This window comes from Gilvibacter sp. (genome assembly GCF_013214815.1).
GTDB lineage: Bacteria > Bacteroidota > Bacteroidia > Flavobacteriales > Flavobacteriaceae > Gilvibacter.
In genome coordinates this window covers 1-23881 of the sequence record NZ_JABSPU010000013.1, presented here as the reverse complement: position 1 = coordinate 23881, position 23881 = coordinate 1, and the positions used below count along the sequence as shown (strand labels likewise).

Genomic DNA, 23881 nt, shown 5'->3' with positions numbered 1-23881 from the left:
CGTTTTCGTTGCCTATATCTCAATTTGTGGGAGGTATTCTTAGAAATGCCTAAAAAATTGCAGATATTAGGTACTCATTGGCAACTAAATAAACAGGTATGAGTATCATTTCTAAGATTCCGAAGCCGCAACTATCTTTTTGGCAGATCTTTAATATGAATGTTGGTTTTTTGGGCATCCAATTCAGTTTTGGATTGCAGCAAACCGCGATCAATCCCATCTTTTCTTTCTTGGGAGCGCAGCCAGAAGACCTGCCCTTGCTCAATATTGCCGGTCCTGTTACTGGTCTGATCGTACAGCCCATTATTGGTGCTATTTCTGATAAAACCTGGTCTCCCAAATGGGGAAGGCGTAAACCCTTCTTTTTGATTGGTGCGCTTTTAGGTAGTATTTGTCTTTTCTTGTTCCCGTACAGTCCAGAATTGTGGTTCGCTGTTGGATTGCTTTGGATCCTTGATGTTGGAAACAATATGGCTATGGAGCCTTACCGCGCCTTTGTGGGAGATAAATTACCAGAAAAGCAACTGAGTCTGGGGTATCAAATGCAGAGTCTTTTTGTGGGAGCGGGAATTGTAATTGCGAATCTATCGATCTTTCTCTTCCAAGACTGGTTTGGCGGTGATGCTGTGGAAACTGCAGGGACCATACCTACCTGGTTGTATTACTCCTTCTTTATAGGAGCGGCGCTCTCTGTGATAACCATTGGCTGGTCGGTTTATACCACTCCAGAAATACCTCCATCCGACGAAGAATACGAAGAAATTAAACGGCAGAAAAAGCTGCCTTTTATGCAAAAAGTGCGGCAGCCTTTCTTAGAGATTAAAGAAGCCGTAAAAGACATGCCTAAGTTCATGTGGAAGCTCTCTGGAGTCTATCTATTCCAGTGGTATGCTTTGTTCTGTTACTGGCAGATGATTGCGCCGATGTTTGAAAAAACTATGGGCTTTGATAAGTCTGAGGCCCTTGCGCAGGCTGCAAAAATGAGCAGTACGTACAATATTACCACCATGATCGTTGCCTTAGCCTTAGTGCCGCTTATGGTTCGATTTGGTGGCAAGAAGATTTACGCCTTGAGTTTGTTAGGAACCGGTTTGGCTCTGCTGGCCATTCCGCATATCAATGATTCTGTCACGGTATTATTCCCAATGATCCTGTTCGGTATTGGTTGGGCGGCCATGATGGGGATACCCTATTCCATGGTTTCTAAAATTGTTCCTCAAGACAGACGTGGGGTGTATATGGGTATTTTGAACATGATGATTGTAATCCCGATGGGAATTCAAACCTTGACCTTCGGACCAATCTTGGAGCATTTGATGGGTGGAAACGCGGTTAATGCCATATTGTTTGCTGGAGTGTTCTTTATCATTTCCGCGGCATTAGCCATGCGACTCAATGTGAAAAAAGCTCAAAACGAAGCCTAATGAAAGGACTGGGAATTAAAGTCGCATTACTGCTCAATTATTTCGTTTTTGCGATCCTATTGAACAGCGTGGGAACGGTGATCCTTCAAGTGCAACGCAATTATGAAATCACCAAAGATGCCGCGAGTGTCTTAGAGGGTTTTAAAGATCTGCCAATTGCAATAACATCTTTTTTGCTGGCTTCCTTTTTGCCTAAGATTGGACTAAAACGCTCCATGGTCATTGGACTCATTCTAGTTGCAGGATGTTGCTGTTTGATGCCTTTTACAGATGCTTTTTGGTATTTCAAAGTCCTCTTTATGGCCATTGGAATTTCCTTCGCACTGATTAAAGTTTCAGTTTTTGCAACCATTGGTTTGGTTACTGATGATGCCAAACAACACGCTAGTTTTATGAGCGTTTTGGAGGCCTTTTTTATGGCTGGAATCCTGGTTGGAAACGTCGCCTTTAGTTTGTTTGTTGACGATGCCAATCCGAAGTCACAAGAATGGTACAATATGTATTGGTTCCTAGGCGCATTGTCACTTTTGGCCTTAGTGGTGCTGTGGTTCTCTAAATTGGATGAAAGTGAAGCAAAGATCGAATCCAGAAGTTTATCTGAGGATTTCTACGAGATGTTCGCAACTATTGCTAAGCCATTGGTGTTGGTGTTTATTGTGAGCGTATTCTTGTATGTGCTAATCGAGCAGAGCTTCCAAACTTGGTTCCCTACCTTTTATCAAGATATTCTAAACACGCCTTCTTCTATGGCCATACAAGCTGGAGCCGTATTAGGAGGCGCAACGATGATCGGTCGATTCGCCTCGGGTGCGGTATTGGCTCGAATCAAATGGATCTATGTATTATCGGTCTGTTTAATTGCCGTAGCTGCGATCATATTACTGGCTTTACCTTTGGCAGGAAACAGCGAGGTGAGTGGAGACATCAGTTGGACCAATGCACCTTTGGTAGTCTATTTGATGCCTTTATTGGGCTTCTTTTTGGCGCCGATCTATCCAACGATCAATTCCACAATACTCAGTTCGCAACCCAAGCATATGCACAGTTCGGTCTCTGGGCTTATAGTGATCTTCTCTGCTTTAGGAGGCACCACAGGTTCTATTATCACAGGGCACGTTTTTGAGGCTTATGACGGAGCTACTGCTTTCTATTTTGCGCTGGTTCCGGTGACTTTGATCTTGATTGCGATCTGGATATTTTACCGCATGATTCAAAAACAAAAAGCCTTAACGGCTTAAATCAGACGAAAGTTTCATGGAATTCAAAGTCAATATTGCGCAAACGCTTAAGGAGCTTTTGACTCAAGAAGATACTGATGGCGACAAAAAGATCACCATCAATGATCAAGGACCCAAGTCCTTTGCCTTGACCAGCACTTCAGGCACTATCCATACCCTAAAAGGCACTTATGCCCTGTCCAATCTGTTGCAAGAATTGGTCATTGCCGGGCGCGGTGATCAATCAGTGGCAACAATTCCTTTAAGCAAATTAGAGGAACCACCAGCAGATCGAGTTTCTAGAATGATTCGAAATTATTTTTGGGATGGCCTCACACGCAGTATAGATGCCGATGGAATAGCGGCTCTTGTCTCAGATACTAAGAACGAATTTTTAGCGGAACAGCAACTCAAAGTATATGTGCCCTATCAAGATCAGATGGCCTATGATTATTACAAGGCATTAGAAGCGGCTCATCCTATTGAAGTGGTTCGCCTACCAGAAGATATTTCTGCGCGTTATGTGGCAGATCTAAACGACAAACCCGGGATTCTGGCCTTGCGCTTGTGCCAAGAGGGCGATGTTGTTCTCGGAGCTCCATTTGTAGTACCCGGGGGTCGTTTTAATGAAATGTACGGTTGGGATTCCTATTTTGAAAGTATTGGTTTGCACTTGGATGGGAAGTCCCATTTAGCACAGTCCATGGCAGATAATTTCCAATACCAAATTGAACATTACGGCAAGATTCTCAATGCCAACCGTTCTTATTATTTAACTCGAACACAACCGCCATTTTATTCCAGTCAGATTAGAGAGGTCTTTGAGAAAAACAAGGATGTACAATGGCTAGCCTCACATTTGGCAACGGCCATAAAGGAATACGAAACTGTTTGGATGGCTCCAGGAAAGCGCCTTACTGCAATTGGTTTGAATCGATTTTTGGCCGAAGGAATCGGGATCACGCCCGAGGCAGAATTTGGACATTACGACGCCGTTCTAAAACCCTATGCAGACCAAGCTGGTTTGAGTATTGAAGCTTTTATAGAAGCCTATGCAAATGGTTCCATAATCAACTCTGAGTTGGATGCCTATTTTATTCATGATCGGACCGTTCGTGAGTCTGGCCACGATACTTCCTACAGAATAGAAGGCCGCTGCGCTGATATGGCCTTGGTAGAGCTCAATGCCTTTTTGTATAAGTATGAGACTGACTTTGCCGAGCTGATCAAATCCGTCTTTGATGATCATTTTGTGGTTGGAGATAAAGTCTATCACAGCAAGCAATTTGAACAGGCAGCAGTAAAACGCAGAGATCTGGTGGATCAGTATCTGTGGAACGAATCAGACGGAGTTTATTACGATTATGATGTTCAGAAACAAGAGCAGGTCGTCTTTAATTCTGCCACCGCATTAACACCTCTTTGGTGTGGAATGGCCTCTGAGCAGCAAGCGAGATCTTTGGTTGCAAATCTATTGCCCAAGCTCTTGGAGAAAGGCGGAATTGCCTCTTGTGATGGTGAAAGTCGAGGAGCTGTTGGTCCTGAAAGGCCACAGCGTCAGTGGGATTATCCCAACGGTTGGGCACCGCATCAGATGATGATCTGGAAAGGCCTTGATGACTATGGATACACTGGGCAATTGCATGAAGTGGTGTATCGCTGGCTATACATGATTGTCCGCAATGCGACCGATTATAACGGAACCATTCCGGAGAAATATGACGTGGTCCAAGCCACCCATTTAGTCTTTGCTGAATACGGAAACGTGGGGACAGAATTTGAATACATTACAACCGAAGGCTTTGGATGGATGAATGCTTCTTTCCAATACGGCCTTACTTTTTTAACAGACCAATTACGCGAGGAGCTCAACGCCTTAACTCCTCCTGAACATTTATTTTAAGATGTCACAGAACCAACAACTAGATATCATTTGTGCCGGTGAGACTTTGATTGATTTCATCGGAAACCAAAAGGAAAAACCCATCTCAGAAATCAAAGATTATCACAGATATTTGGGAGGTTCGCCTACCAATGTTGCGATGAATTTGGCCCGATTCGGATTGAATGTAGGCTTGATCGCTGCTATTGGTAAAGACGGTTTTGGCACCTATATCAAAGCTCGTTTTGAGGAAGCTGAGATCAACCTAGATGGATTGCAAGAGGTGGACGCCCATCCAACCACGGTGATCTTTGTCTCCCGAACTGAGGGCAGTCCGGAGTTTATCCCGATGCGTGGAGCAGATTTCCAAATCAGTGAAGATCAACTTCCAACGGAAAACCTTAAAAATACTCGTTTGTTCCACTGCAGCTGCTTTGGATTGAGTAGACAACCTGCAAGATCCAGTATCCTTGCTGCAGCGGCCCAGGCTCATGCTGCTGGTGCTACCTTGAGTATTGATATCAATTATGCGCCTTCCATTTGGCCAGACCGTGCGGAGGCCTTAGAAGTTGTCAAGAATTACTGCGCCATGAATCCATTGATCAAAGCCAGTTTAGACGATGTGGAGCGAATTTTTGGTTATGCCATGGCACCTGATGAGCTGTTTAAAACCCTGCATGATTGGGGTGCCAAAATGATCTGTTTGACTTTGGGAAAAAAGGGAGCTATGCTTTCACAACCGGAGGAAGATCCGATAGAGCTACCCGCAATGAAAGTGGAGAAAATCATGGATGCAACCGGTGCAGGAGATGCTTTTTGGAGCGGATTCTTGTTTGCACATCTCAAGGAAATGGCGCCGAGAGAATGTATGAGTACAGGTCTTAAAACTGCCGCCATAAAGTTGCAGAATGTAGGGCGTATCCCTGATTATGCGAGTATGCTACACACCGTTCTCAATCTTTAAGCAATGGAAAATTTCACCTACGATGTTGTGATTGTTGGAGGTGGAGCAGCCGGCTTTTTCACCGCGATCAATTTGGCAGAAGCCCGTCCAGAGCTCAAGATCATGATCTTGGAAAAATCAAAAGCGGTTCTGCAAAAAGTTAGAATTTCAGGCGGCGGACGTTGCAATGTAACCCATGCAGAATTTGATCCAAAAACCTTAACGACCTATTACCCGAGAGGAGAAAAGGAATTACTAGGTCCCTTTCACAAGTTTATGACTGGCGATACTGTCGCTTGGTTTGAAGAGCGAGGGGTGCCGCTTAAAATTGAGGAGGACGGCCGAATGTTTCCTGTAACCGATAGTTCTCAAACCATTATTGACTGCTTGGAATCCGAAGCAAATCGGTTCAATATTGAAGTAAAACTTTCTCAGAATGTAGTCGATTTTGAAACTGTCGAAACTGGATTTCAAGTAAACACGGCGCTAGCTAAGTATACTACAAAACGCTTGGTAATCACGGCTGGAAGTTCCAAAAAGATCTGGCAACTGCTTTCCAAGAAAGGACATACAATAGTTTCTCCAGTTCCATCTTTGTTTACCTTCAATATAAACGAGCCTGATTTGTTGGCCCTGCAAGGGCTGAGTCAGCCTGCAGAGGTACAACTGTTGGATGCAAATCAGAAACCTTGGCTTTCTCAAAGCGGCCCAGTCTTGGTAACCCATTGGGGATTGAGCGGCCCTGGAATCTTGAAGCTTTCTGCGGTTGCGGCCAGAGAGCTGTCAGCCTGTGGATATAACTTCAGCATCAAGGTTAGATGGGTAGATATGCATCCGGAGCAATTGCAAGAAGTCTTTAAAAAGCTGCGTTTGGATCGAGCTAAACAACAATTAAGCAATGGCAATACCTTGGAGATGCCCAAACGACTCTGGAACTACCTTTTAGAGCGTTCTGGACTGGATTCCAAGGGTCTTTGGAGTGATCAATCCAACAAAAAATTGGAAGAACTCAGTAACACCATTCTTGGTGATACCTATGCTGTAATTGGAAAAAGCACCTATAAAGATGAGTTTGTGACCGCAGGAGGAGTGGCACTTAATGAGATCAATTTCAAATCTTTTGAAAGTCGTATTGTCCCTGGGTTACACTTAGCAGGTGAAGTAATTGATGTGGATGCGCTTACGGGTGGCTTTAATTTTCAAAATGCTTGGACGGGTGGTTACTTGATCGCCCAAGGAATCGCAACTAGTCTTTAAGCAAACTCGATATTGCAGCCTTAGTAAAGAGTTGTGGTGTGTTCCAGGCCTGTTCATGAGGTTGGTCTATGGCCAACTTGGCATGCGTGCAAATTTGTTCAAAGAATAATTTACCTGCTGTTTTATTTGAAAAGTTCTTGATCAGCACCGCCGACTTTCCTACTTCCGCAATTTTGGCCAAATGCTGCTCCAGTTGTTCTTGCTGTGCTCTGGCAAAGGGAGTATAGTTGTTTAAGGTGCGTAATTGCAGAAAGAGCTCAAAGGCGGTTGGATCTTCCTTTAAGGCATCAAATAAACTCTGGTATGCTTGCTCCATTAAAGGGATAAAGTCCAGTTCCAAATCTAAGATTTCCATGCTATTGTTCAATTTCTGATAGAACTGATCAAGCAGGTTCCCGTAAAGCTCATCCTTGGAGGTGTAGAATTGGTAAATGGTCCCCACGGCTATATTGGCTTGCCTCGCAATGGACTTCATGGAAGTTGCATGCAGTCCCTGTTGGGCAGCAAGTGAAGTAGCGGTGTTAAGTAAGCGATCTTTTTTCATTTATGAATGAACGTTCATTTTATAAATGTACAAAAAAGAATTTCAATCAAATTTCTCCTTTTTTCAACCTCCACCGATTCCTTCCAATATCAGTATCTTTGTGCCATGTCAGCATTGCATCAGGAATTCGTTCCAAAACCCTATACCAATTTTGTTGAATCAGGTTCTGTGGCCTGGAAATCTCCGAGTAACATCGCCTTGATCAAGTATTGGGGTAAATACGGACAACAATTGCCTAAGAATACTTCAATCAGTTTTACCTTGGACCATTGCGCTACGTCTACGCGTTTGGAATTTCAATCTAAACAAGGGAAGGGCTTTGACATCACGGTCCTCTTAGATGGTAAAGCGCAAGCAGATTTTGTTCCTAAAATTGAAAAGTTCTTCACCATAGCTATGCCCTATCTTCCTTTTTTGGAGGATTACAGCTTCACCGTGCACACCAGTAACAGTTTTCCTCATAGTAGTGGAATAGCCTCTTCTGCCAGCGGAATGAGCGCTCTCGCATTATGTTTATTAGACTTGGAAGCTCAACTCAGTGGAAATGGTCCTTCCGAGGAAGATTTTAAAAAGAAGGCTTCCTTTTTAGCTCGATTGGGTTCCGGAAGTGCCGCGCGAAGTATAGACGGCGGTTTGGCAGTCTGGGGTGAACATCAAGAAATTGCAGGTTCTAGCGATCTCTTCGCGATTCCTTACCCTGAAGCTGTGCACGAAGTCTTTCACGATTTCTGTGACACGGTCCTTTTGGTAGATACTGGTGAGAAAGTAGTGAGTAGTACCGTAGGTCACGGTTTGATGCACGGCCACCCATTTGCCGAACAACGATTTGATCAAGCAAATACCAATATGCAAACGATTAAGCCAATTTTAGCTTCAGGAGATCTTGACGCCTTTATTGCTTTGGTGGAATCTGAAGCATTGAGTCTTCATGCAATGATGTTGACGTCTTCGCCTTATTTCATTCTGATGAAACCGGCCACTCTGGCCATAATCAATAGGATCTGGAGCTTTAGGAAAGAGACTGGTATTCCTGCTTGCTTTACGCTAGATGCAGGTGCTAATGTGCATCTTTTGTATCCAGCTCAGCACAAACAGCAGGTTCAAGATTTGATTGAAAATGAGCTTAAAGCCCATTGTAAAGAAGGTGCATATATCCACGATCAAGTAGGTCAAGGCGCGGTAAGACTATAGTCCTCAGCGATTTAAATTGTCAGTATTTTACTGTTAATGTCAAAATCATATTGTATTTTTGTAATAAGAGGTTAGTTGTAACGTTTTGAGCTAATCTTCGCCCAATACTATATCATGAGAGGACCGCTCTTTTATTCTAAAATCTTGCTCTTTGGTGAATATGGCATCATCAAGGATTCGAAAGGACTATCTATTCCGTATAACTTTTATAACGGAGCTTTAAAGATTGACGCGCACAAAACTGTGGCTACACGTAGATCCAATCAAAGCTTAGAGCGCTTTGCAGCACATCTCAAAGACTTGCAGCAACAGCAGCCGGAATTGGTTCAATTTGATATAGAAGCTTTAGAAGCAGACGTTGCCAACGGCTTGTATTTTGATTCAAGCATCCCAGAGGGATACGGAGTTGGAAGTAGCGGTGCATTAGTAGCTGCGGTCTATGATAAATACGCCAGTGAGAAGATCACTGTATTGGAAAACCTAACCAGAGAGAAGCTTTTACAACTCAAGCAGATCTTTGGTGCTATGGAATCCTTTTTCCACGGCAAATCATCTGGTTTGGATCCATTGAACAGCTATTTGAGCCTGCCTATTTTAATCAATTCCAAAGACAGCATTGAGCCTGCGGGCATCCCTTCTCAAGACCAGCAAGGTCAAGGAGCCGTTTTCTTATTAGACAGCGGAACCACCGGAGAAACTGCTCCTATGGTGCAGATCTTTATGGAAAACATGAAGCAAGAAGGCTTTAGAAAAATGCTTAAGGATCAGTTTGTCAAGCATACTGATGCCTGTGTTGAAGACTTCTTAAAAGGTGATGTGAGTTCTTTATTCAGAAATGTAAAAGACCTTTCAAAAGTTGTTTTGGATAACTTCAAGCCGATGATCCCTAAGGAGTTTCATACCCTTTGGAAGAAAGGAATTGAAACCAATGCTTATTACCTCAAACTTTGTGGTTCTGGAGGTGGAGGCTATATGTTAGGGTTCACTCAAGACATGGATAAGGCACGCAAAGCTTTGCAAGGCCATAAGCTAGAGGTAGTCTATACCTTTTAAAAGAAATACCCCCAACTTTCAATAGTTCACAACAGGATGTTGTCTCGCAAAAACAAACTGCTTATTACCAAGGCACTGAGTTTGTTTTCTGTGGTACGCGGCTATAATGTTCTCGTATTAATCCTCGCTCAATACTTGACTTCCATTTACATTTTGGCCCCTCAATTACCTTTAAAGGAGGTGGTTTTTGATCCCAATTTGCTAATGTTGGTCTTGGCCTCATCGGTAGCGATAGCGTCTGGATATATTATCAATAATTTTTACGACAGTGAAAAGGATCTGATCAACCGACCGCGAAAGTCTATGCTGGATCGTCTGGTAAGTCAGCGTACCAAACTCGGCGTGTACTTTGTGCTGAACTTCTTCTCGGTGATCTTTGCCAGTTATGTGTCCTTTAGAGCGGTGATCTTCTTTTCGGCCTATATTTTTGGGATTTGGCTGTACTCGCATAAGTTTAAGAGAATTACAGGACTGGGCAATATCATTGCCGCTATGCTTTCTGTGACTCCATTCTTTGCCGTGTTTATCTATTACAGCAATTTTGATACGGTGATCTTTGTGCACGCGACCTTTTTGTTTTTATTACTGTGGATGCGGGAGGTTGTCAAAGACCTTGAAAACTTAACTGGAGACCTCACCTTGAACTATAAAACAGTCCCTGTGGTTTATGGAGAGCGTGTTGCAAAAGGCCTGATCTCAGCTCTTTGTTTGACTACGCTAATACCCATTGCCTTACTGTTGAGGTATTTTGAGGTGGGTTATATGGACTATTACTTTTACGCAAGCGCACTGGCTTTGATCTTATTTTTGATTGTCCTTTGGCGCTCCAAGCAAAAATTACATTACTTAATTTTACACGGCCTTTTGAAAGGAATCATAGTCCTGGGCGTCTTTAGTATAGTACTGATCAATGTCGATCTGATTCTGAAACGATTTTTATAATGAGCAATTCAAACACCCTAAAAGTAGCCATGGCGCAGATTGCGCCGGTTTGGTTGAATAAATCAGCAACCCTAGATAAGGTCATGGACCATATGAATCAGGCCGCTAAGGAAGGCACAGAGCTGATCGTGTTTGGAGAAGGCGTGGTTCCTGGTTACCCTTTTTGGTTGGCCTTGACTCATGGTGCTGGCTGGAATTTAGACATCAACAAAACCCTGCATGCCCATTATGTGAATAATGCAATTTGTATTGAAAAAGGAGAACTCGATGCTGTATGCGCTTTAGCTGCCAAACATCAAATAGCCGTTTATCTAGGAATCATTGAGCGTCCATTAGATCGAGGAGGGAAGAGTATTTATGCTTCACTGGTCTACATTGATCAACAAGGAAAAATCCAATCGGTACATAGAAAATTACAACCTACCTACGATGAGCGACTCACTTGGTCACCAGGAGATGGCCATGGTTTGCGAGTACATCCTTTAAAGCGTTTCACGGCCGGAGGCTTGAATTGCTGGGAGAATTGGATGCCTCTGCCGCGTGCGTCTCTCTATGCGCAAGGAGAAGACCTGCATATAGCCGTGTGGCCGGGAAGTGATCACAACACCAAAGACATCACTAGATTCATGGCGCGTGAAGGCCGCAGTTTTGTGATCTCAGTTTCTGCTTTGATGCGCCCTTCGGATTTTCCAAAGGATACCCCTTATTTAGAAGAGTTGCTTAAAAATGCCCCGGATGTTATGGCCAATGGCGGAAGCGCTATTGCCGGTCCCGATGGCGAGTGGATCATTCCTCCCGTTTTGCATGAAGAGGGTAATATTTACGCAGAACTTGACTATGAGCGGGTTTTGCAAGAGCGACAGAATTTTGATCCAGTTGGTCATTATTCGCGTCCTGACGTGACTCAGCTTCAAGTCAATAGAGCCAGACAGTCTACAGCAAGTTTTAACGATTAAAAATTTTTGCATTGCCCTTTATACTATCTTTGCGGCAAAATTTAAGACATGCAGCGCGGAGGTAGAAAAGGCAATCCCAAAAACAAAGGCGGTAACTTTAAAAAGTCACCAGCTAAAAAAGCGGAGTCCAAAGAGCAATCGGGGATTCGTTTGAATAAGTATATCGCTAACAGCGGAGTTTGTTCCCGCCGTGAGGCCGATATGTATATTGCCACGGGTCAGGTCATGGTCAATGGAAAAGTAATTGATCAAATGGGATTCCGCGTACAACCGGGAGACGAAGTGCGTTTTGACGGTGCGCGTATTCAACCAGAACCCAATGCCTATGTCTTGTTGAACAAACCTAAAGGCTTTGCGACTACCACTAGTGAAGAAAAGGGTAATACTGTTATGGATTTGGTCGGGAATAGCACTAAGGCTAACATCAAGCCCATTGGACGTTTAGGACGTAATGCAACAGGTTTGTTACTCTTTACTAACGACGCGAGCATCAATACTAAATTCACCAATTCACCTAAAGCACCAGGACGCTTGTTTCATATTGAGTTGGACAAGAACTTAAAAGCAGAAGATCTGCGTAAGATCAAAGAAGGTTTTAAGATCGACAACAAAGAGGTGATGGTAGAAGACATCTCTTATGTGGATAAAGCACCAAAGAAAGAGGTTGGTTTAAAGATCAAACATACCGGAACCAGCATTGTGCGTACCATTTTTGAGCACTTCGGATATCAAGTGGTGCGTATGGATTGTGTGACCATTGGGAGTTTAACTAAGAAGGATCTACCTCGAGGCCGTTGGCGTCATTTGACCGAGCAGGAAGTGGCGTACTTGAAGATGCTCTAAACCCAATCCGCTTTAAATCCCAGATAAATACCGCGAGTACTACCAGGTATTCTATCGCGACCATAGACAGCTTTTCATCAAAGCCTAGATGGCCGTATGCGCTGTAGGATAAGAAGATCATCAAGGACCAAACCAAGGCAAATCGGTAGCGCGTAAAGATGGAGAGTAACAGTGGAGTAGCCACATACCAAGGATGCACGGTAGTAGAGAGCAAGAAGTAAAAGCTAATCGCCAACAGAAGACCGCTAAACAGGTCTTTTGGACTGCTGATCTTTCTAAACAAGCCGAGCAAACACAACACGCCAATAATGATCAACGGTAGGATCTTGCCCACATCGGCAATAATATTCCAACCTACAGTTTGATAGCCTATCCATCGAATGATATAATACACACTCGCATTGAATTCAAAGGTTTGGAACCAAAGACCAATGGACTTGGAAAAGTTATCCAAGAAGTCCATTGACAAAAAGGCCAAAAAGCTCCCGGCTGCAACGATCAAAGCAAAGCCGTAGAACTCAAAGAGATTTTTAAAACCACCTTGAAAAGTCTTTTTGGGAATGAAATAGCGGAAGAACAGCGGCAACAGCATCAGCGGAATCAGCTTAACAGAAATAGAAAAGCCAATCATACAACCTGCCAAAACATAGTGTTTGCGCAGTAGCAGATAGATCCCAGCTAATAGAAAGAACAACATGCTGCCTTCAAAATGAAGGTTGCCAGTGAGTTCAATGATGATGTAGGGATTTAAAAAATACCAAAAGATGCGCTTGCTGTCCATTTTGAGGTATTCCAAAGCCTTTTTGCCGATCCAGAGAATCCCCAAGTCTGCAAGAATAAGCAAGACCCGCATGGCTACTGCTGTACCCAAGATAGAGTTTCCTCCTAACCACGCTGCCAGCACAAAGAATCCTTGGTTTAGAGGCGGATAGTTGCTGTAATGGCTCGCATTGAGATCTCCCATTCCGTTAAATAGCGTTTGCGCATCTGGGATGCTTACAGGGTCTTGAAAGCTACTGATGTATTGCTCCGTTAGAATTTCAAAAACAGTAAAATCGTAAGGATTGAGACCAGCCAATATGATTCTTCCGTCCCAAATAAAGCGGTAAAAGTCCTGTGATAAATTAGGCGTGACCACAATCAGAATCAACCTAAAGGCCAAACCGATCAAAACCAAATGCCAAAACTTAAGCTTGGGATTATAGATCAAAAGCCCTGCGGCTGCAAATAAAATGACTACGCCCCCCATCAATTGGCCAAAGTCGGAGCGGTCTAATTCATAGCCCATGAAATAATAGGCTACTAAACTAAAAAGGATCGCCAGCACGGCTGCAGGCGACCCTTGTAGATATGTTTTAAGCGCGTTCAAGAATTAGTCTTTCCACTCAGCAATGAACAAGTTGGTGTCTCGTGTTCCGCCATTGTTTCTGTTAGACGAGAAAGCCAAGTAGCGTCCGTCGTTAGAGAAAACTGGGAAGGCGTCAAAAGTCTTTCCGTGTGTGATGCGCTCTAAGTTGCGTCCGTCCAGATCAATCATGTATAAATTGAAAGGAAATCCACCGGCGTTTTCATGATTACTGGAAAAGATGATCTTTTCCCCAGAAGGGTGGAAGAACGGACTCCAGTTGGCATTTCCTAAGTTGGTCAACTGACGCAGATCAGAACCGTCTGCATTACAAATGTAAAGCTCCATCTCGGTAGGTTGCACCAATCCGCGAGCTAATAAGTCCTTGTATTCTTTGATCTCCGCCTCTGTTTTTGGTCGGCTGGATCTGAAATTAAGTTTGGTTCCGTCAGGAGAGAAGATGGCGCCTCCGTCATAACCGAGTTCGTCGGTGATCTGCACTACATCGCTTCCGTCTAAATTCATGGTGTAAAGCTCCAGGTCTCCAGAACGCGTTGAAGTGAATACTATACGATCTCCCTGAGGTGATACCGTTGGTTCTGCATCATAACCAGGCTCGTTGGTAAGCTGTGCCGTGATGTTTCCTTCTAAATCGGCCACAAAAATGTCAAAGGAATCGTAAACGGGCCAAACGTATTTTCCATTCTCTCGCAATGGAACTTCCGGGCAATTTTCATCCACTAAATGCGTAGAAGCATAAATGATGTGTTCGTTGTCGGGTAAGAAATACGAACAGGTGGTACGTCCATTTCCTGTAGAAACCATTGGTGGTTGTTTGTCCATCAAATCTTCCCCTACATTCAATAAGAACATTTGGTCGCATTCCACACCCCATTTGCCGAAATCTGCTTGAAACACCATTTGCTTGTCGTCAAAACTCCAGTAAGCTTCGGCATTGTTTCCACCAAAGGTCACCTGTTTGATGCTTTTAAAGTATTTCTCTTCTGGGTAAATGAGGGTATCAGAACTCATTTCCATCATGTTTGGGCGCTCCTCAGTTTTTGGAGTAGCGTCACTGAGATTCTCAGCAGGGGTTTCGCTTGTATTTTGCTTACAACCAATCAGTAATAATAGTAAAGCAAAGATTGGGATACGGATCATTTTTGAACTAATTTTGTGTAAAAATAAGGATATGAGGGCAATTATTGGCATCCTAGCAGCAATCGCCTTGATCGGTTGTAAAAATGAGGTTGAAACTCCTGTGAGCATGAAAGATGATGTGGCTTTTTTAGCTTCGGATTCTTTAAAGGGAAGAGATACTGGAACTCCCTATGAGCTCATGGCTGCGGGTTATATTCAAATGCGCTATGGAGCCCTTGGTTTAGAACCAAAAGGAGCCGGCGGATATTACCAGACCTTCAGTTTTACTCCTTCCAACGATCCGCATCGCGAGGCCACTTTTGATACCATTGCCTCAGATGGGACCATTACTGGGACCAACGTAATTGGTTATTTGGACAATCAAGCAGAAACTACTGTAGTAATTGGAGCGCATTACGATCATTTAGGTATGGGAGGTGAAGGCTCGTTGCACCGTGGTGAGGCTGCTATTCACAATGGCGCTGATGATAATGCCAGTGGAGTTGCAATTATGCTTAATCTCGCCAAGAAGGTTCAAGACAGCGCTATGACCAAGAATAATTATTTGTTCATTGCTTTCTCCGGAGAGGAATTGGGCCTATTGGGCTCTAACTTCTTTGTGAAGAATCCAACCATTGATCTCGAAAAGGTCACCTATATGATCAATATGGATATGGTTGGTCGATTGAATGAAGACAAGCAACTGGCTGTACATGGTGTTGGAACTTCACCTATTTTCAAGCAAACAATTTTTGTCAATAATAACGACCGTTTTCAGATCTCAGAACACGAATCAGGTGTAGGGCCGTCAGATCATACTTCCTTCTATCTGCAAGATATTCCTGTATTGCATTTCTTTACCGGGCAGCATGAAGATTATCACAAACCTGGTGATGACGCTGAAAAGCTCAATTATGAAGGCATGGAAAGCATCTCTGGTTTTATTTTGGATCTGATCAAAGACCTCAGTACGCAGGGAGATCTAGCCTTTAGAAAAACCAAGAATGAAAGTGAGGAAGTGCCTCGTTTCAAGGTTGGTCTTGGTGTCGTGCCTGATTACCTCTACAGCGGAACAGGGATGTGCATTGACGGGGTTTCAGAAGATCGTCCAGCACAGAAAGCCGGACTAATCAAAGGAGACATCGTTATTAAAATGGGAGATTCCTTAGTGACGGATATGATGAGTTATATGCGCGCACTATCGTCTTTTGAAAAAGGACAATCCACTAAGGTTACTGTACAACGCGAAGGTGAAGAAGTCACCGTAGATGTAGAGTTCTAAGCCCGACTAAACAAGCTTTTAAAGAATACATATCCGAAGCCAATAAAAAGCATCAGGTGGAAGGGAAAGAGTCCAAAATCACCACCTTGGTCGCCCACAACAAAGGCCAGGTACATTCCAAATCCAAAATAGAGCATCAACAAGCCTTCAATGATGATGTTTGGAGACAGGTTCTTTCTAAGGTATTTATTGCCTTTCCAGCTGTCTTTTAAACTGCTGATGTTGAACTTTGGCGTTCTGATAAACTCGCTCTTTTTACCCAAATGCCCTTCCAGCACAGCGATTGAATTGTGCAGGGAAAAGCCCATGGCTACGGAGAAGAATGTAAAGAACATCCCGACGTATTCCAGGAAGTTCTTCCAACCACCACCGTAAATATTCCGATAGGTGAACCAATAACAAATAAAGAAGATCACCGTACTGATCACAAAGAAACTCATCACCACAAAGTATACCTTGAGGTGTTCATATTCATTTTTTATGTAGAGGATAGGAATACTCAAAATGGCTACGATCAAAACGTTTAAGAACATGGTACTGTTCAACAGATGCAGTATGCCATGTACTTTAGTTTTGGCTGAGATGTTTTGGCTTTTTAAAAGACGCGAAAGCATTTTTCTAAAGTTCTCTGCGCCTCCCTTGTTCCAACGGAATTGTTGTGAGCGGGCTGCAGAAATAACCACGGGCAATTCTGCCGGTGTTTCCACTTCCTCCAAATATTTGAACTTCCAGTCTTTGAGTTGCGCGCGGTAAGAAAGGTCAAGGTCTTCCGTTAAGGTATCGCCTTCCCAGTTTCCGGCGTCAATGATGCATTGCTTGCGCCAAACACCGGCCGTGCCGTTGAAGTTTATAAAATGTCCTTGAGAATTACGCCCCACCTGTTCCAGGGTAAAGTGCGCATCCAAAGCAAAGGCTTGTACACGAGTGAGTAATGAGTAATCTCTATTGAGGTGCCCCCAACGGGTTTGCACAACACCAACTTGCTCGTCTTTAAAGTAAGGTATCGTCTTTTTAAGCCAATCCGGTTGTGGTAGGAAATCCGCATCAAAAATCGCGATGTATTCCCCTTTGGCGGTTTTTAGACCTTCTTTGAGGGCCCCTGCCTTAAAGCCAACCCGATCTTCACGACTCAGGTGAATGATATCTAAACCAGTTTTTTGTAGTTCGGCAACTTGGGCTGCAGTTTTGGCAAAGGACTCATCGGTGGAGTCGTCCAAAACCTGAATTTCCAGTTTGTCTTTCGGATATTCTAATTTGGCAATATTGCTCAGTAGTCGTTCCATCACGTACATCTCGTTGTACACAGGAAGCTGAACAGTGACGTAGGGAACTTCATCACTTTTATTGAGGTCAAACTTGGGAGAGTCCTTTTGAGTTTTGCGAGCACGCAGATAATTGAAAAGCAGATTCAGCTGTGCCAAGGCGTACATGAAGATCATGATCAAGGCTGCCGAATAGACAATCAATATTAGCGTTTCAAGTATCATCCTTTAAGACTGTATTTAAAAATCCAACCCAAGATTTTTACGCCAGCAAAGATAGCACCTTTTACCGTTCCGGAAACCTTGGAAACCCCTATTCTGTTGCGATACTTCACTGGAAGTTCGCGATAACTGTATTTCTTTTTTAAGGCTTTGAGTTGCATTTCCACGGTCCAGCCGTAGGTTTTGTCTTCCATGTTCAAAGCCAAGAGCTTTTCGTATTTGATCGCTCTAAATGGGCCTAAATCTGTAAAGCTCGATCTAAAAAACAGCTTCATTAAAGAAGTGGCCAACCAATTCCCAAAGACTTGAGGTCCAGTCATGGAACCAGCTTCCCGTAATTCTGGAACCCGAGCGCCAATGACAAAATCAATATCGTCCTCAATAATTGGAGCCACAAGATTAGTGAGTTCCTCAGGGTAATCACTGTAATCTCCATCTAAAAACACAACGATATCCGGCAAGGTTTCAGATTCTGCGATATAGTGCATTCCTTTTAAACAGGCATAACCATAACCTTTGCGCGTTTCTTTAAGCACTGTCGCGCCGGCCTCAGCGGCATTGGCTTCAGTTTGGTCTGTGGAATTGTTGCTTACCACGATCACCTCTTGAACCAGCTCAGGGATGTCTGCAATGACTTTGCCTATGGAATCTTCTTCATTATAGGCGGGAATAATGACTTTAATACGGGGATTCATCGAAACGAAACGTCGGGATTATCTCATTTAAAAGCACGAACTGAAGTCCATTGTCCTACTTTTTGTCGGCAATATACTTCTCGGCTAAAATGAGTTTACTGCCTTCATATCGCAGGCAAAACCCGTTTTTTTGGTTGTTTTTGAATTGAAACTTGCTCTTTTTACGGCTGCCAAGTTCGTAAAAAATCCACCAATTCTCTATGCTTCCCAAGACAAAGTGCCCCTCTTTTTTCAATTTTCCCTGCGGATAATAGAAGTGCCAGTAACCGTGCATGATATCGGCTTTATAATGTCCTTTTGAGGCTACCTTTCCGTTGGGATGGTAATAGATCCAAAAGTCAACTTTTTGAGTGTCCATCAACCAGCCTTCTGCTTTGATGGTTCCATCGGGATAATAGCTTTTGTGGTAGGACTTCTCCATACCAAATGCAGCTTGCATTCCCAGAAGGAAAAGCAAGCTGCAAAAGATTATGGTTTTTTGAAGTTTCATTACACAACCTTAGACGAAGCCTCGGGTTGACCCTAACGATTTTCTTCAATAAATTTTCAACTTTTTTAACGTTGATTTACTAAGTCCATAAGATCCACATCATTTCCTAACAATACATCATTAGAATTGATACGTCCTTGGGTATCGGTGTTCTCTAATTTTAGCACACCGCGTGGACATACTGCCGAACAGATTCCGCAGCCAACACAACTGGCACGTACAATATTGGCACCTTTTTGCGCGTAAGCGCGAACGTCGATTCCCATTTCACAATAGGTAGAACAGTTTCCGCAGGAAATACATTGACCGCCGTTAGTGGTGATTCTAAATTTAGAGAATAAACGTTGTTGCAAACCTAGAATGGCAGCCATTGGACAACCCATTCGGCACCAAACGCGATTCCCGAAGATAGGATAGAACCCAGTTCCGATTACACCACTGAATACAGATCCAATCAAGAAACCGTAGGTAGATCGCACCTCATGGGTTTGGAAGATCAATAAGTTGTCTGACGCAGCACTGAAGTGCAGTCCAATAAGTGCTAAAATGATGACTAAATATCCTATTGCGCCGTAACGAGCGTCTTTTTTAAGTTCGTGTCTTTTGTACTTCCAAATCAATCCAAAGAGAAGGGTAAGCACCACTCCTACGGCGATTAAGAAAGTACCACGGCTAAACCAGTACTGGCTGCCATCGCCTAAATACGAGTGAATAACACCAGTTGTGGTCACTACGGCGAACACCAATACAGAATGTACCACCCAGCGTTCCACACGCCAAGCAGATCTGGATTTGTCACTGAGCTGTCTGAAGGAGTCTCCAGCAGTTTCTGCCAAACCTCCACAACCACATACCCAACTGCAATACCAACGCTTTCCGTAACGGTAGGTTAGTATAGGTGTGATCACCAAAATAGAAGCGATTCCCCAGATCAGTAAGGTCAATCCAAAACTACCATTGATCAATAGCCCGTCTACATTCCACTGGTCAAAAAGGTAGTAGTTTAAAGGCCATACGTTCTTGAGGTCGTAATAGGGTAGATCGCCATTCAATCGCGCCATGATCTCTGGAATCAAAAAGGCAAAGACGGTTTGAAAGAACATTACACTCCCGGTACGTATCTTTTCATAACTGTTGTGGCGATATTTCCAGATAAATTTGATTCCGAAGGCAAGAATGGCCAGCGTATATAGCGTTCCGTAAACAAACCACTGGCTAGCAGGTTGTCCTTTCAAGGCGTAACTCAAAGGATCAAAAAGACCGATGAGTCCTGTATTTTCAGCGCCTCCGCTGCCTTGTCCCAAAAGCTCAGCAAAAAAGTAAAGGACAATATAGAAGCCGGTTAAGGCAATTCCGGCCACCCAGGCCCAAAAGCCTCGGCTTGAAACCGACTTTAACCAAACTCCGTGATTCTTTATCCCCGGAAGGGTGTCTTTATATAAGGATTTGCTGTAGACTAAAATACCTCCGCCTATAGACAATAAGGCTAGCGCGAGCCACAATCCTTGGTTGGGAAGGCTTACATTGAACGTTGCTAAGGTGAGAATGCCCAAACCGAACAAACCGAGCAGGGTTCCAACTTTTTGACCTGTTTTCATAGCTACTGGAGGTCCTCCAGCCAAGCTCATCGATTTATCAACTCTACTCATGATTATGCGGTTTGTAATTGTGCGGCGAATGCCTGATTAATATTGTTTTCAAAATGTGCAAAGAACTCGGGGTCAAAGTTCGCTTGCTTTAAGTGGGACATGACGTAGTCCACATCGCGGCCTTCTGTGAGCCAGCGGTCAAAGACTTCATGACGCATGCGGATCCCAAAAGTGTTGATCCCTAAAAACAAGCGCGAGTCTTTGTGATAGGCCACGGTGATGCATTTGGTATCGTCTTCATGGGCCCAGTGGAAGTGTTGTTCGTGGTCTGCTTTGTTGCGATCACTAAAAACCCAACCGTAAGTTTGGTATTCAATATCAAAGAACTTGGCAGAATTGAACCAATGGCCGGGCTTGTACTCCGTAGGATTTCCGCAGAGGGTCTGGGCCAGCGTTTCTCCCATCATACGCCCAGTGTACCACACGGCTTCAATGGGGCGTCTGTTGCCAATAGCTTCTCGTTGCTCAGCGCAATCTCCAATAGCATAAACGTCTTTTGCTGAGGTCTCCAACAAACGGTTTACCTTGATTCCGCGGCCTAATTCAATGCCGCTGTCCTTTAAGAAGTCAATATTTGGGGATACTCCTGCAGTCAGTCCAACAAGGTCACAGGCCAGTTCCTCACCAGTTTCATCGATCACAACTGCGCGTGCACGGCCGTTTTCATCAGCGAGGATTTCACGCAGGTTGCTGCCCAATCTCAAATCAATGTGATGGCTTACAATATGTCGGTTGATCATAGCGCTTTCTCCGCTGGGCAATACGCCGTTCCAAAAACTCTCTTCTCGAACTAAAAAGGTCACTGGAATTCCACGAGTACTGAGCATTTCTGCCAATTCAATACCAATAAGTCCACCACCTACGATCACCGCACGCTGGCAGACTTTATTATTAGGAGCATTGACTTCTAAAGCATCTAAGTCTTGTTTGGAATACAATCCTTGTACGCCATCCAAATCTTGGCCGGGCCAGCCGAACTTATTCGGTTTAGAGCCGGTAGCCAATACCAGTTTATCATAGTTCATACTGCTGCCGTCTGCAAATTGCAGGCTTTTTTGAGCAGTGTTTACAGATTCCACGAATCCGCGTTTAAGATCGATTCTGTTTTCCTTCCAAAACCAATCCTCATAGGGTTTGGTGTGTTCGTATTTCATATGTCCCATATAGATATACATCAGGGCAGTACGTGAAAAGAAATGGTCGGTTTCGGCAGAGATGACGGTTATTTTATGGTCGGATAACTTGCGGATATGACGCGCTGTAGTTATGCCGGAAATACCGTTGCCAATGATTACAATGTGTTCCATTTTTGGAGAGTTAGTTGAGCGATCAGTCGTACTTAAAGTTAGTAACATTACACAGATCAGCAATTTAGAATGGCTTTAAATTTTGGAAGCCTTGTAAGGAATTGAGATTTATTACTACGCAAAATTTTTCAAAATATGTTGTAAGTAATGGTTTGTACCCTTCGACCTAAAAGGCATCAAAACCAAAAAGAACTATGAAAAGTTTAATCTATATAACATTACTATGGTTGCTGCTTCCAGGGATGGCTGTAGCTCAATCTACAGAAGATTTCTTTAGTGGATCGGAGCGTTTTTTTGCTGCTCATGTCACGGACGGAAAAGTAGATTATAAAGGAATCAATGCCGATCCATCTGCCTTGAATGCGCTCTTGGATCAAGCCCGAGATATTAAGGTTAATGCCTCAGATGCCGATACGTATCGTGCCTTTTGGATCAATACCTACAACTTGGTAGTGATCAAAGGGATCATTGACAACTACCCGATCAATTCTCCACTAGATAAAGCCGGCTTTTTTGATAAGACCAAATACGCCGTCGGAGGAGAAAAGATCACCTTAACTGATATTGAAAATAAAAAGCTACGCGCCGTATTTAATGACGCGCGTGTGCATTTTGTCTTGGTCTGTGGTGCGCAAGGATGCCCCCCGCTCATCAGTCAGGCCTATACTCCAGCCAATGTAGACTCGCTTTTGGAGCAACAAACCAAACTGGCGGTCAACAACCCAAACTTTATCAAAGTGAAGGGCAAGAAGGTTGGAGTTTCTGAGATTTTTAAGTGGTACAAGGAAGATTTTGTGACGAAGGATCAAACCCTAGTTGGGTTTTTGAACAAGTACCGAACTACACCCATCGCGGATGGAGCCAAGATCAGCTATTACAGCTATGACTGGCGTCTGAACGCTCAATAATACATATCCAAAGTCTTCTGTGTGTTCAAGAGTTTGATACGATAACTCTTGAACCACAAGAAGCACAAACTAAAAAAACAACTATGCAAAAGAAAATATTGCTAACGTTCTTCTTAGGACTGATTAGCTTAGGGCTAAGCGCCCAAGATGACGATCAAACAGAGGGTTCCGTAATTCAAACCTTAACCCCTTCTAAATTGATTGGTAAAGGTCAGTACGACCTCAAATGGTTTAACAACCTATACACCCAAACAGAAAGTACCTTTACAGATGGTACTGAGCCCCGTGAAACCTTCTTCACATCAACCTTAGAAGCCTATACCGGTGCTGGTGAAAATCGCCGTTGGAACCTGGGTGTGATCTTAGAATTTAGAAGTAATGTGATTGCAGATCGCGGCGCTTTAGAGGTGTTTCAATTTGACGGAGAACGCGGAACGGCCCGTTCGGGATTAACTTCTATTGCTCCCTCGGTAAAATTTGTTCCGCTTAAGAACGTGAACAACTTCTCCATCCAGAGTTCGTTCTTTATTCCTTTAGTAGATAATGAGGTAGAAGACGGTGTCTTTTTGGATCAGGACGGATTCATTTGGCAGAACCGCTTCTTTTATGACTATACATTCCCTGGAGGAGACTGGCAGTTATTTACGGAGCTGAATTCTGAATTGAACTTTGGAGATAAGGATGCCAGTTTTGCCAATAACAGTTTGAGGCTAACTCCAGGAGTATTCTTGAGTTACTTCCCGAGCAGCAAGTTTACGGTACTTGCTTTGGCACAACATTCTCAGTTGATCGATCTGGGAAGTGATTTTTCACAAGACTTTACTGCCGTTGGAGGTGGTGTAAAATACCAATTGACCAAAGAACTCAATATAGAAGGGCTGTATACCAACTTTGTTCGTGGGAACGATACAGGACTTGGAGAAACCTTTAATATTGGGTTAAGAGCGGTGTTTTAACCGTGGGTATTTTGTAAATTCATCTGCAAATAAAATTGCAGATGAAGGCTACCCTAAAGATTTTTATTGTTGGATTGCTTGGCGCGGTGACTTGGAGTTGCGCCCAACAGCAAAAGCAGTTGATCAATGGTGTGAGTTATGTCGCTGCCAGGAATCCGACAGACAATACAGAGGTACAACATGTGCTGAATGTCAACGCAAACTTTGCCGCGGTGATGCCTTTTGGGTTTATACGGTCTTTGGACAATCCAAATATCATTCACAATACGGAGCGACAGTGGTTTGGAGAGACTCGTGAAGGTGCTACTCAGTATATCAAAGTCCTCAAAGAAAATGGAATTAAAGTCATGGTCAAACCACAAATTTGGATTTG

At 43.6% G+C, this 23881-nt stretch carries 21 protein-coding genes and 1 pseudogene; 14 read left to right on the top strand and 8 right to left on the bottom strand.

Annotated elements, in window-relative coordinates:
* Positions 1–98: 98 nt before the first annotated feature.
* From HRT75_RS04600 to HRT75_RS04580, 5 genes are read left to right on the top strand one after another with little or no spacing between them, the layout of a single operon-like run.
* Positions 99–1424 (top strand): MFS transporter, encoded by a 1326-nt coding sequence (locus HRT75_RS04600; protein ID WP_291183155.1) that lies wholly within the window; start codon positions 99–101, stop codon positions 1422–1424.
* A complete protein-coding gene (locus tag HRT75_RS04595; protein ID WP_291183153.1) occupies positions 1424–2662 on the top strand; it encodes an MFS transporter in 1239 nt (412 codons plus the stop codon). The genes HRT75_RS04600 and HRT75_RS04595 overlap by 1 nt, the downstream gene beginning before the upstream one ends.
* A gap of 16 nt (positions 2663–2678) precedes the next feature.
* Positions 2679–4544, top strand: a complete 1866-nt coding sequence (locus HRT75_RS04590) for an alpha,alpha-trehalase (protein WP_291183151.1) — start codon at positions 2679–2681, stop codon at positions 4542–4544.
* A gap of 1 nt (position 4545) precedes the next feature.
* Positions 4546–5487, top strand: coding sequence for a PfkB family carbohydrate kinase (locus tag HRT75_RS04585; protein WP_291183149.1), 942 nt, complete (start codon positions 4546–4548; stop codon positions 5485–5487).
* Positions 5488–5490: 3 nt separating this feature from the next.
* Positions 5491–6723, top strand: coding sequence for an NAD(P)/FAD-dependent oxidoreductase (locus HRT75_RS04580; RefSeq protein WP_291183147.1), 1233 nt, complete (start codon positions 5491–5493; stop codon positions 6721–6723).
* Here the strand turns inward: HRT75_RS04580 and HRT75_RS04575 are convergent.
* The gene (locus HRT75_RS04575) at positions 6713–7267 is read right to left on the bottom strand and encodes a TetR/AcrR family transcriptional regulator (protein ID WP_291183145.1); all 555 of its coding nucleotides are present in this window, start codon (positions 7265–7267) and stop codon (positions 6713–6715) included. The genes HRT75_RS04580 and HRT75_RS04575 overlap by 11 nt on opposite strands.
* 105 nt (positions 7268–7372) lie before the next feature.
* Here HRT75_RS04575 and HRT75_RS04570 point away from each other — a divergent pair, with 105 nt between their 5' ends.
* From HRT75_RS04570 to HRT75_RS04550, 5 genes are all read left to right on the top strand, one after another.
* A complete protein-coding gene (locus HRT75_RS04570; RefSeq protein ID WP_291183143.1) occupies positions 7373–8458 on the top strand; it encodes a diphosphomevalonate decarboxylase in 1086 nt (361 codons plus the stop codon).
* A gap of 114 nt (positions 8459–8572) precedes the next feature.
* Positions 8573–9511, top strand: a complete 939-nt coding sequence (locus HRT75_RS04565) for a mevalonate kinase (protein WP_291183141.1) — start codon at positions 8573–8575, stop codon at positions 9509–9511.
* Between the two features lie 36 nt (positions 9512–9547).
* Positions 9548–10453, top strand: a complete 906-nt coding sequence (locus HRT75_RS04560) for a geranylgeranylglycerol-phosphate geranylgeranyltransferase (RefSeq protein WP_291183139.1) — start codon at positions 9548–9550, stop codon at positions 10451–10453.
* Complete coding sequence (locus HRT75_RS04555; protein ID WP_291183137.1) at positions 10453–11409, top strand: carbon-nitrogen hydrolase family protein; 957 nt, start codon at positions 10453–10455, stop codon at positions 11407–11409. Before HRT75_RS04560 ends, HRT75_RS04555 begins: the two co-directional genes overlap by 1 nt.
* 48 nt (positions 11410–11457) lie before the next feature.
* Complete coding sequence (locus tag HRT75_RS04550) at positions 11458–12252, top strand: S4 domain-containing protein (protein ID WP_291183135.1); 795 nt, start codon at positions 11458–11460, stop codon at positions 12250–12252.
* Here the strand turns inward: HRT75_RS04550 and HRT75_RS04545 are convergent.
* Together HRT75_RS04545 and HRT75_RS04540 are read right to left on the bottom strand one after the other, a co-directional pair.
* Complete coding sequence (locus HRT75_RS04545) at positions 12179–13621, bottom strand: glycosyltransferase family 87 protein (RefSeq protein ID WP_291183133.1); 1443 nt, start codon at positions 13619–13621, stop codon at positions 12179–12181. The genes HRT75_RS04550 and HRT75_RS04545 overlap by 74 nt on opposite strands.
* A 3-nt stretch (positions 13622–13624) precedes the next feature.
* Positions 13625–14758: a hypothetical protein gene (locus HRT75_RS04540; protein WP_291183131.1), complete on the bottom strand. Its 1134-nt coding sequence runs from the start codon at positions 14756–14758 to the stop codon at positions 13625–13627.
* A 31-nt stretch (positions 14759–14789) separates the two neighbouring features.
* Between HRT75_RS04540 and HRT75_RS04535 the strand changes: the two genes are divergently transcribed.
* A complete protein-coding gene (locus HRT75_RS04535; RefSeq protein ID WP_291183129.1) occupies positions 14790–16019 on the top strand; it encodes a M28 family peptidase in 1230 nt (409 codons plus the stop codon).
* On the opposite strand, the gene HRT75_RS04530 is transcribed toward HRT75_RS04535, so the two are convergent.
* From HRT75_RS04530 to HRT75_RS04510, 5 genes are all read right to left on the bottom strand, one after another.
* Positions 16016–17506, bottom strand: a complete 1491-nt coding sequence (locus HRT75_RS04530) for a cellulose synthase family protein (protein WP_291183128.1) — start codon at positions 17504–17506, stop codon at positions 16016–16018. The genes HRT75_RS04535 and HRT75_RS04530 overlap by 4 nt on opposite strands.
* Positions 17503–18198 carry a glycosyltransferase family 2 protein gene (locus tag HRT75_RS04525; protein ID WP_291183126.1) on the bottom strand — a complete coding sequence of 232 codons (696 nt, stop codon included), beginning with the start codon at positions 18196–18198 and terminating at the stop codon, positions 17503–17505. Before HRT75_RS04525 ends, HRT75_RS04530 begins: the two co-directional genes overlap by 4 nt.
* Before the next feature lie 55 nt (positions 18199–18253).
* Complete coding sequence (locus HRT75_RS04520) at positions 18254–18688, bottom strand: hypothetical protein (protein WP_291183125.1); 435 nt, start codon at positions 18686–18688, stop codon at positions 18254–18256.
* A 65-nt stretch (positions 18689–18753) separates the two neighbouring features.
* Positions 18754–20337 carry a 4Fe-4S dicluster domain-containing protein gene (locus HRT75_RS04515; RefSeq protein ID WP_291183124.1) on the bottom strand — a complete coding sequence of 528 codons (1584 nt, stop codon included), beginning with the start codon at positions 20335–20337 and terminating at the stop codon, positions 18754–18756.
* 2 nt (positions 20338–20339) lie between these two features.
* Positions 20340–21644 carry an FAD-dependent oxidoreductase gene (locus tag HRT75_RS04510; protein ID WP_291183122.1) on the bottom strand — a complete coding sequence of 435 codons (1305 nt, stop codon included), beginning with the start codon at positions 21642–21644 and terminating at the stop codon, positions 20340–20342.
* 194 nt (positions 21645–21838) lie between these two features.
* Between HRT75_RS04510 and HRT75_RS04505 the strand changes: the two genes are divergently transcribed.
* The 3 genes and pseudogenes from HRT75_RS04505 to HRT75_RS04495 form a co-directional block, all read left to right on the top strand.
* Positions 21839–22552 carry a DUF547 domain-containing protein gene (locus HRT75_RS04505; RefSeq protein ID WP_291183120.1) on the top strand — a complete coding sequence of 238 codons (714 nt, stop codon included), beginning with the start codon at positions 21839–21841 and terminating at the stop codon, positions 22550–22552.
* 83 nt (positions 22553–22635) lie between these two features.
* Positions 22636–23508, top strand: coding sequence for a hypothetical protein (locus tag HRT75_RS04500; protein WP_291183118.1), 873 nt, complete (start codon positions 22636–22638; stop codon positions 23506–23508).
* Between the two features lie 41 nt (positions 23509–23549).
* Positions 23550–23881 (top strand): annotated as a pseudogene (locus tag HRT75_RS04495) (glycoside hydrolase); the annotation flags it as partial.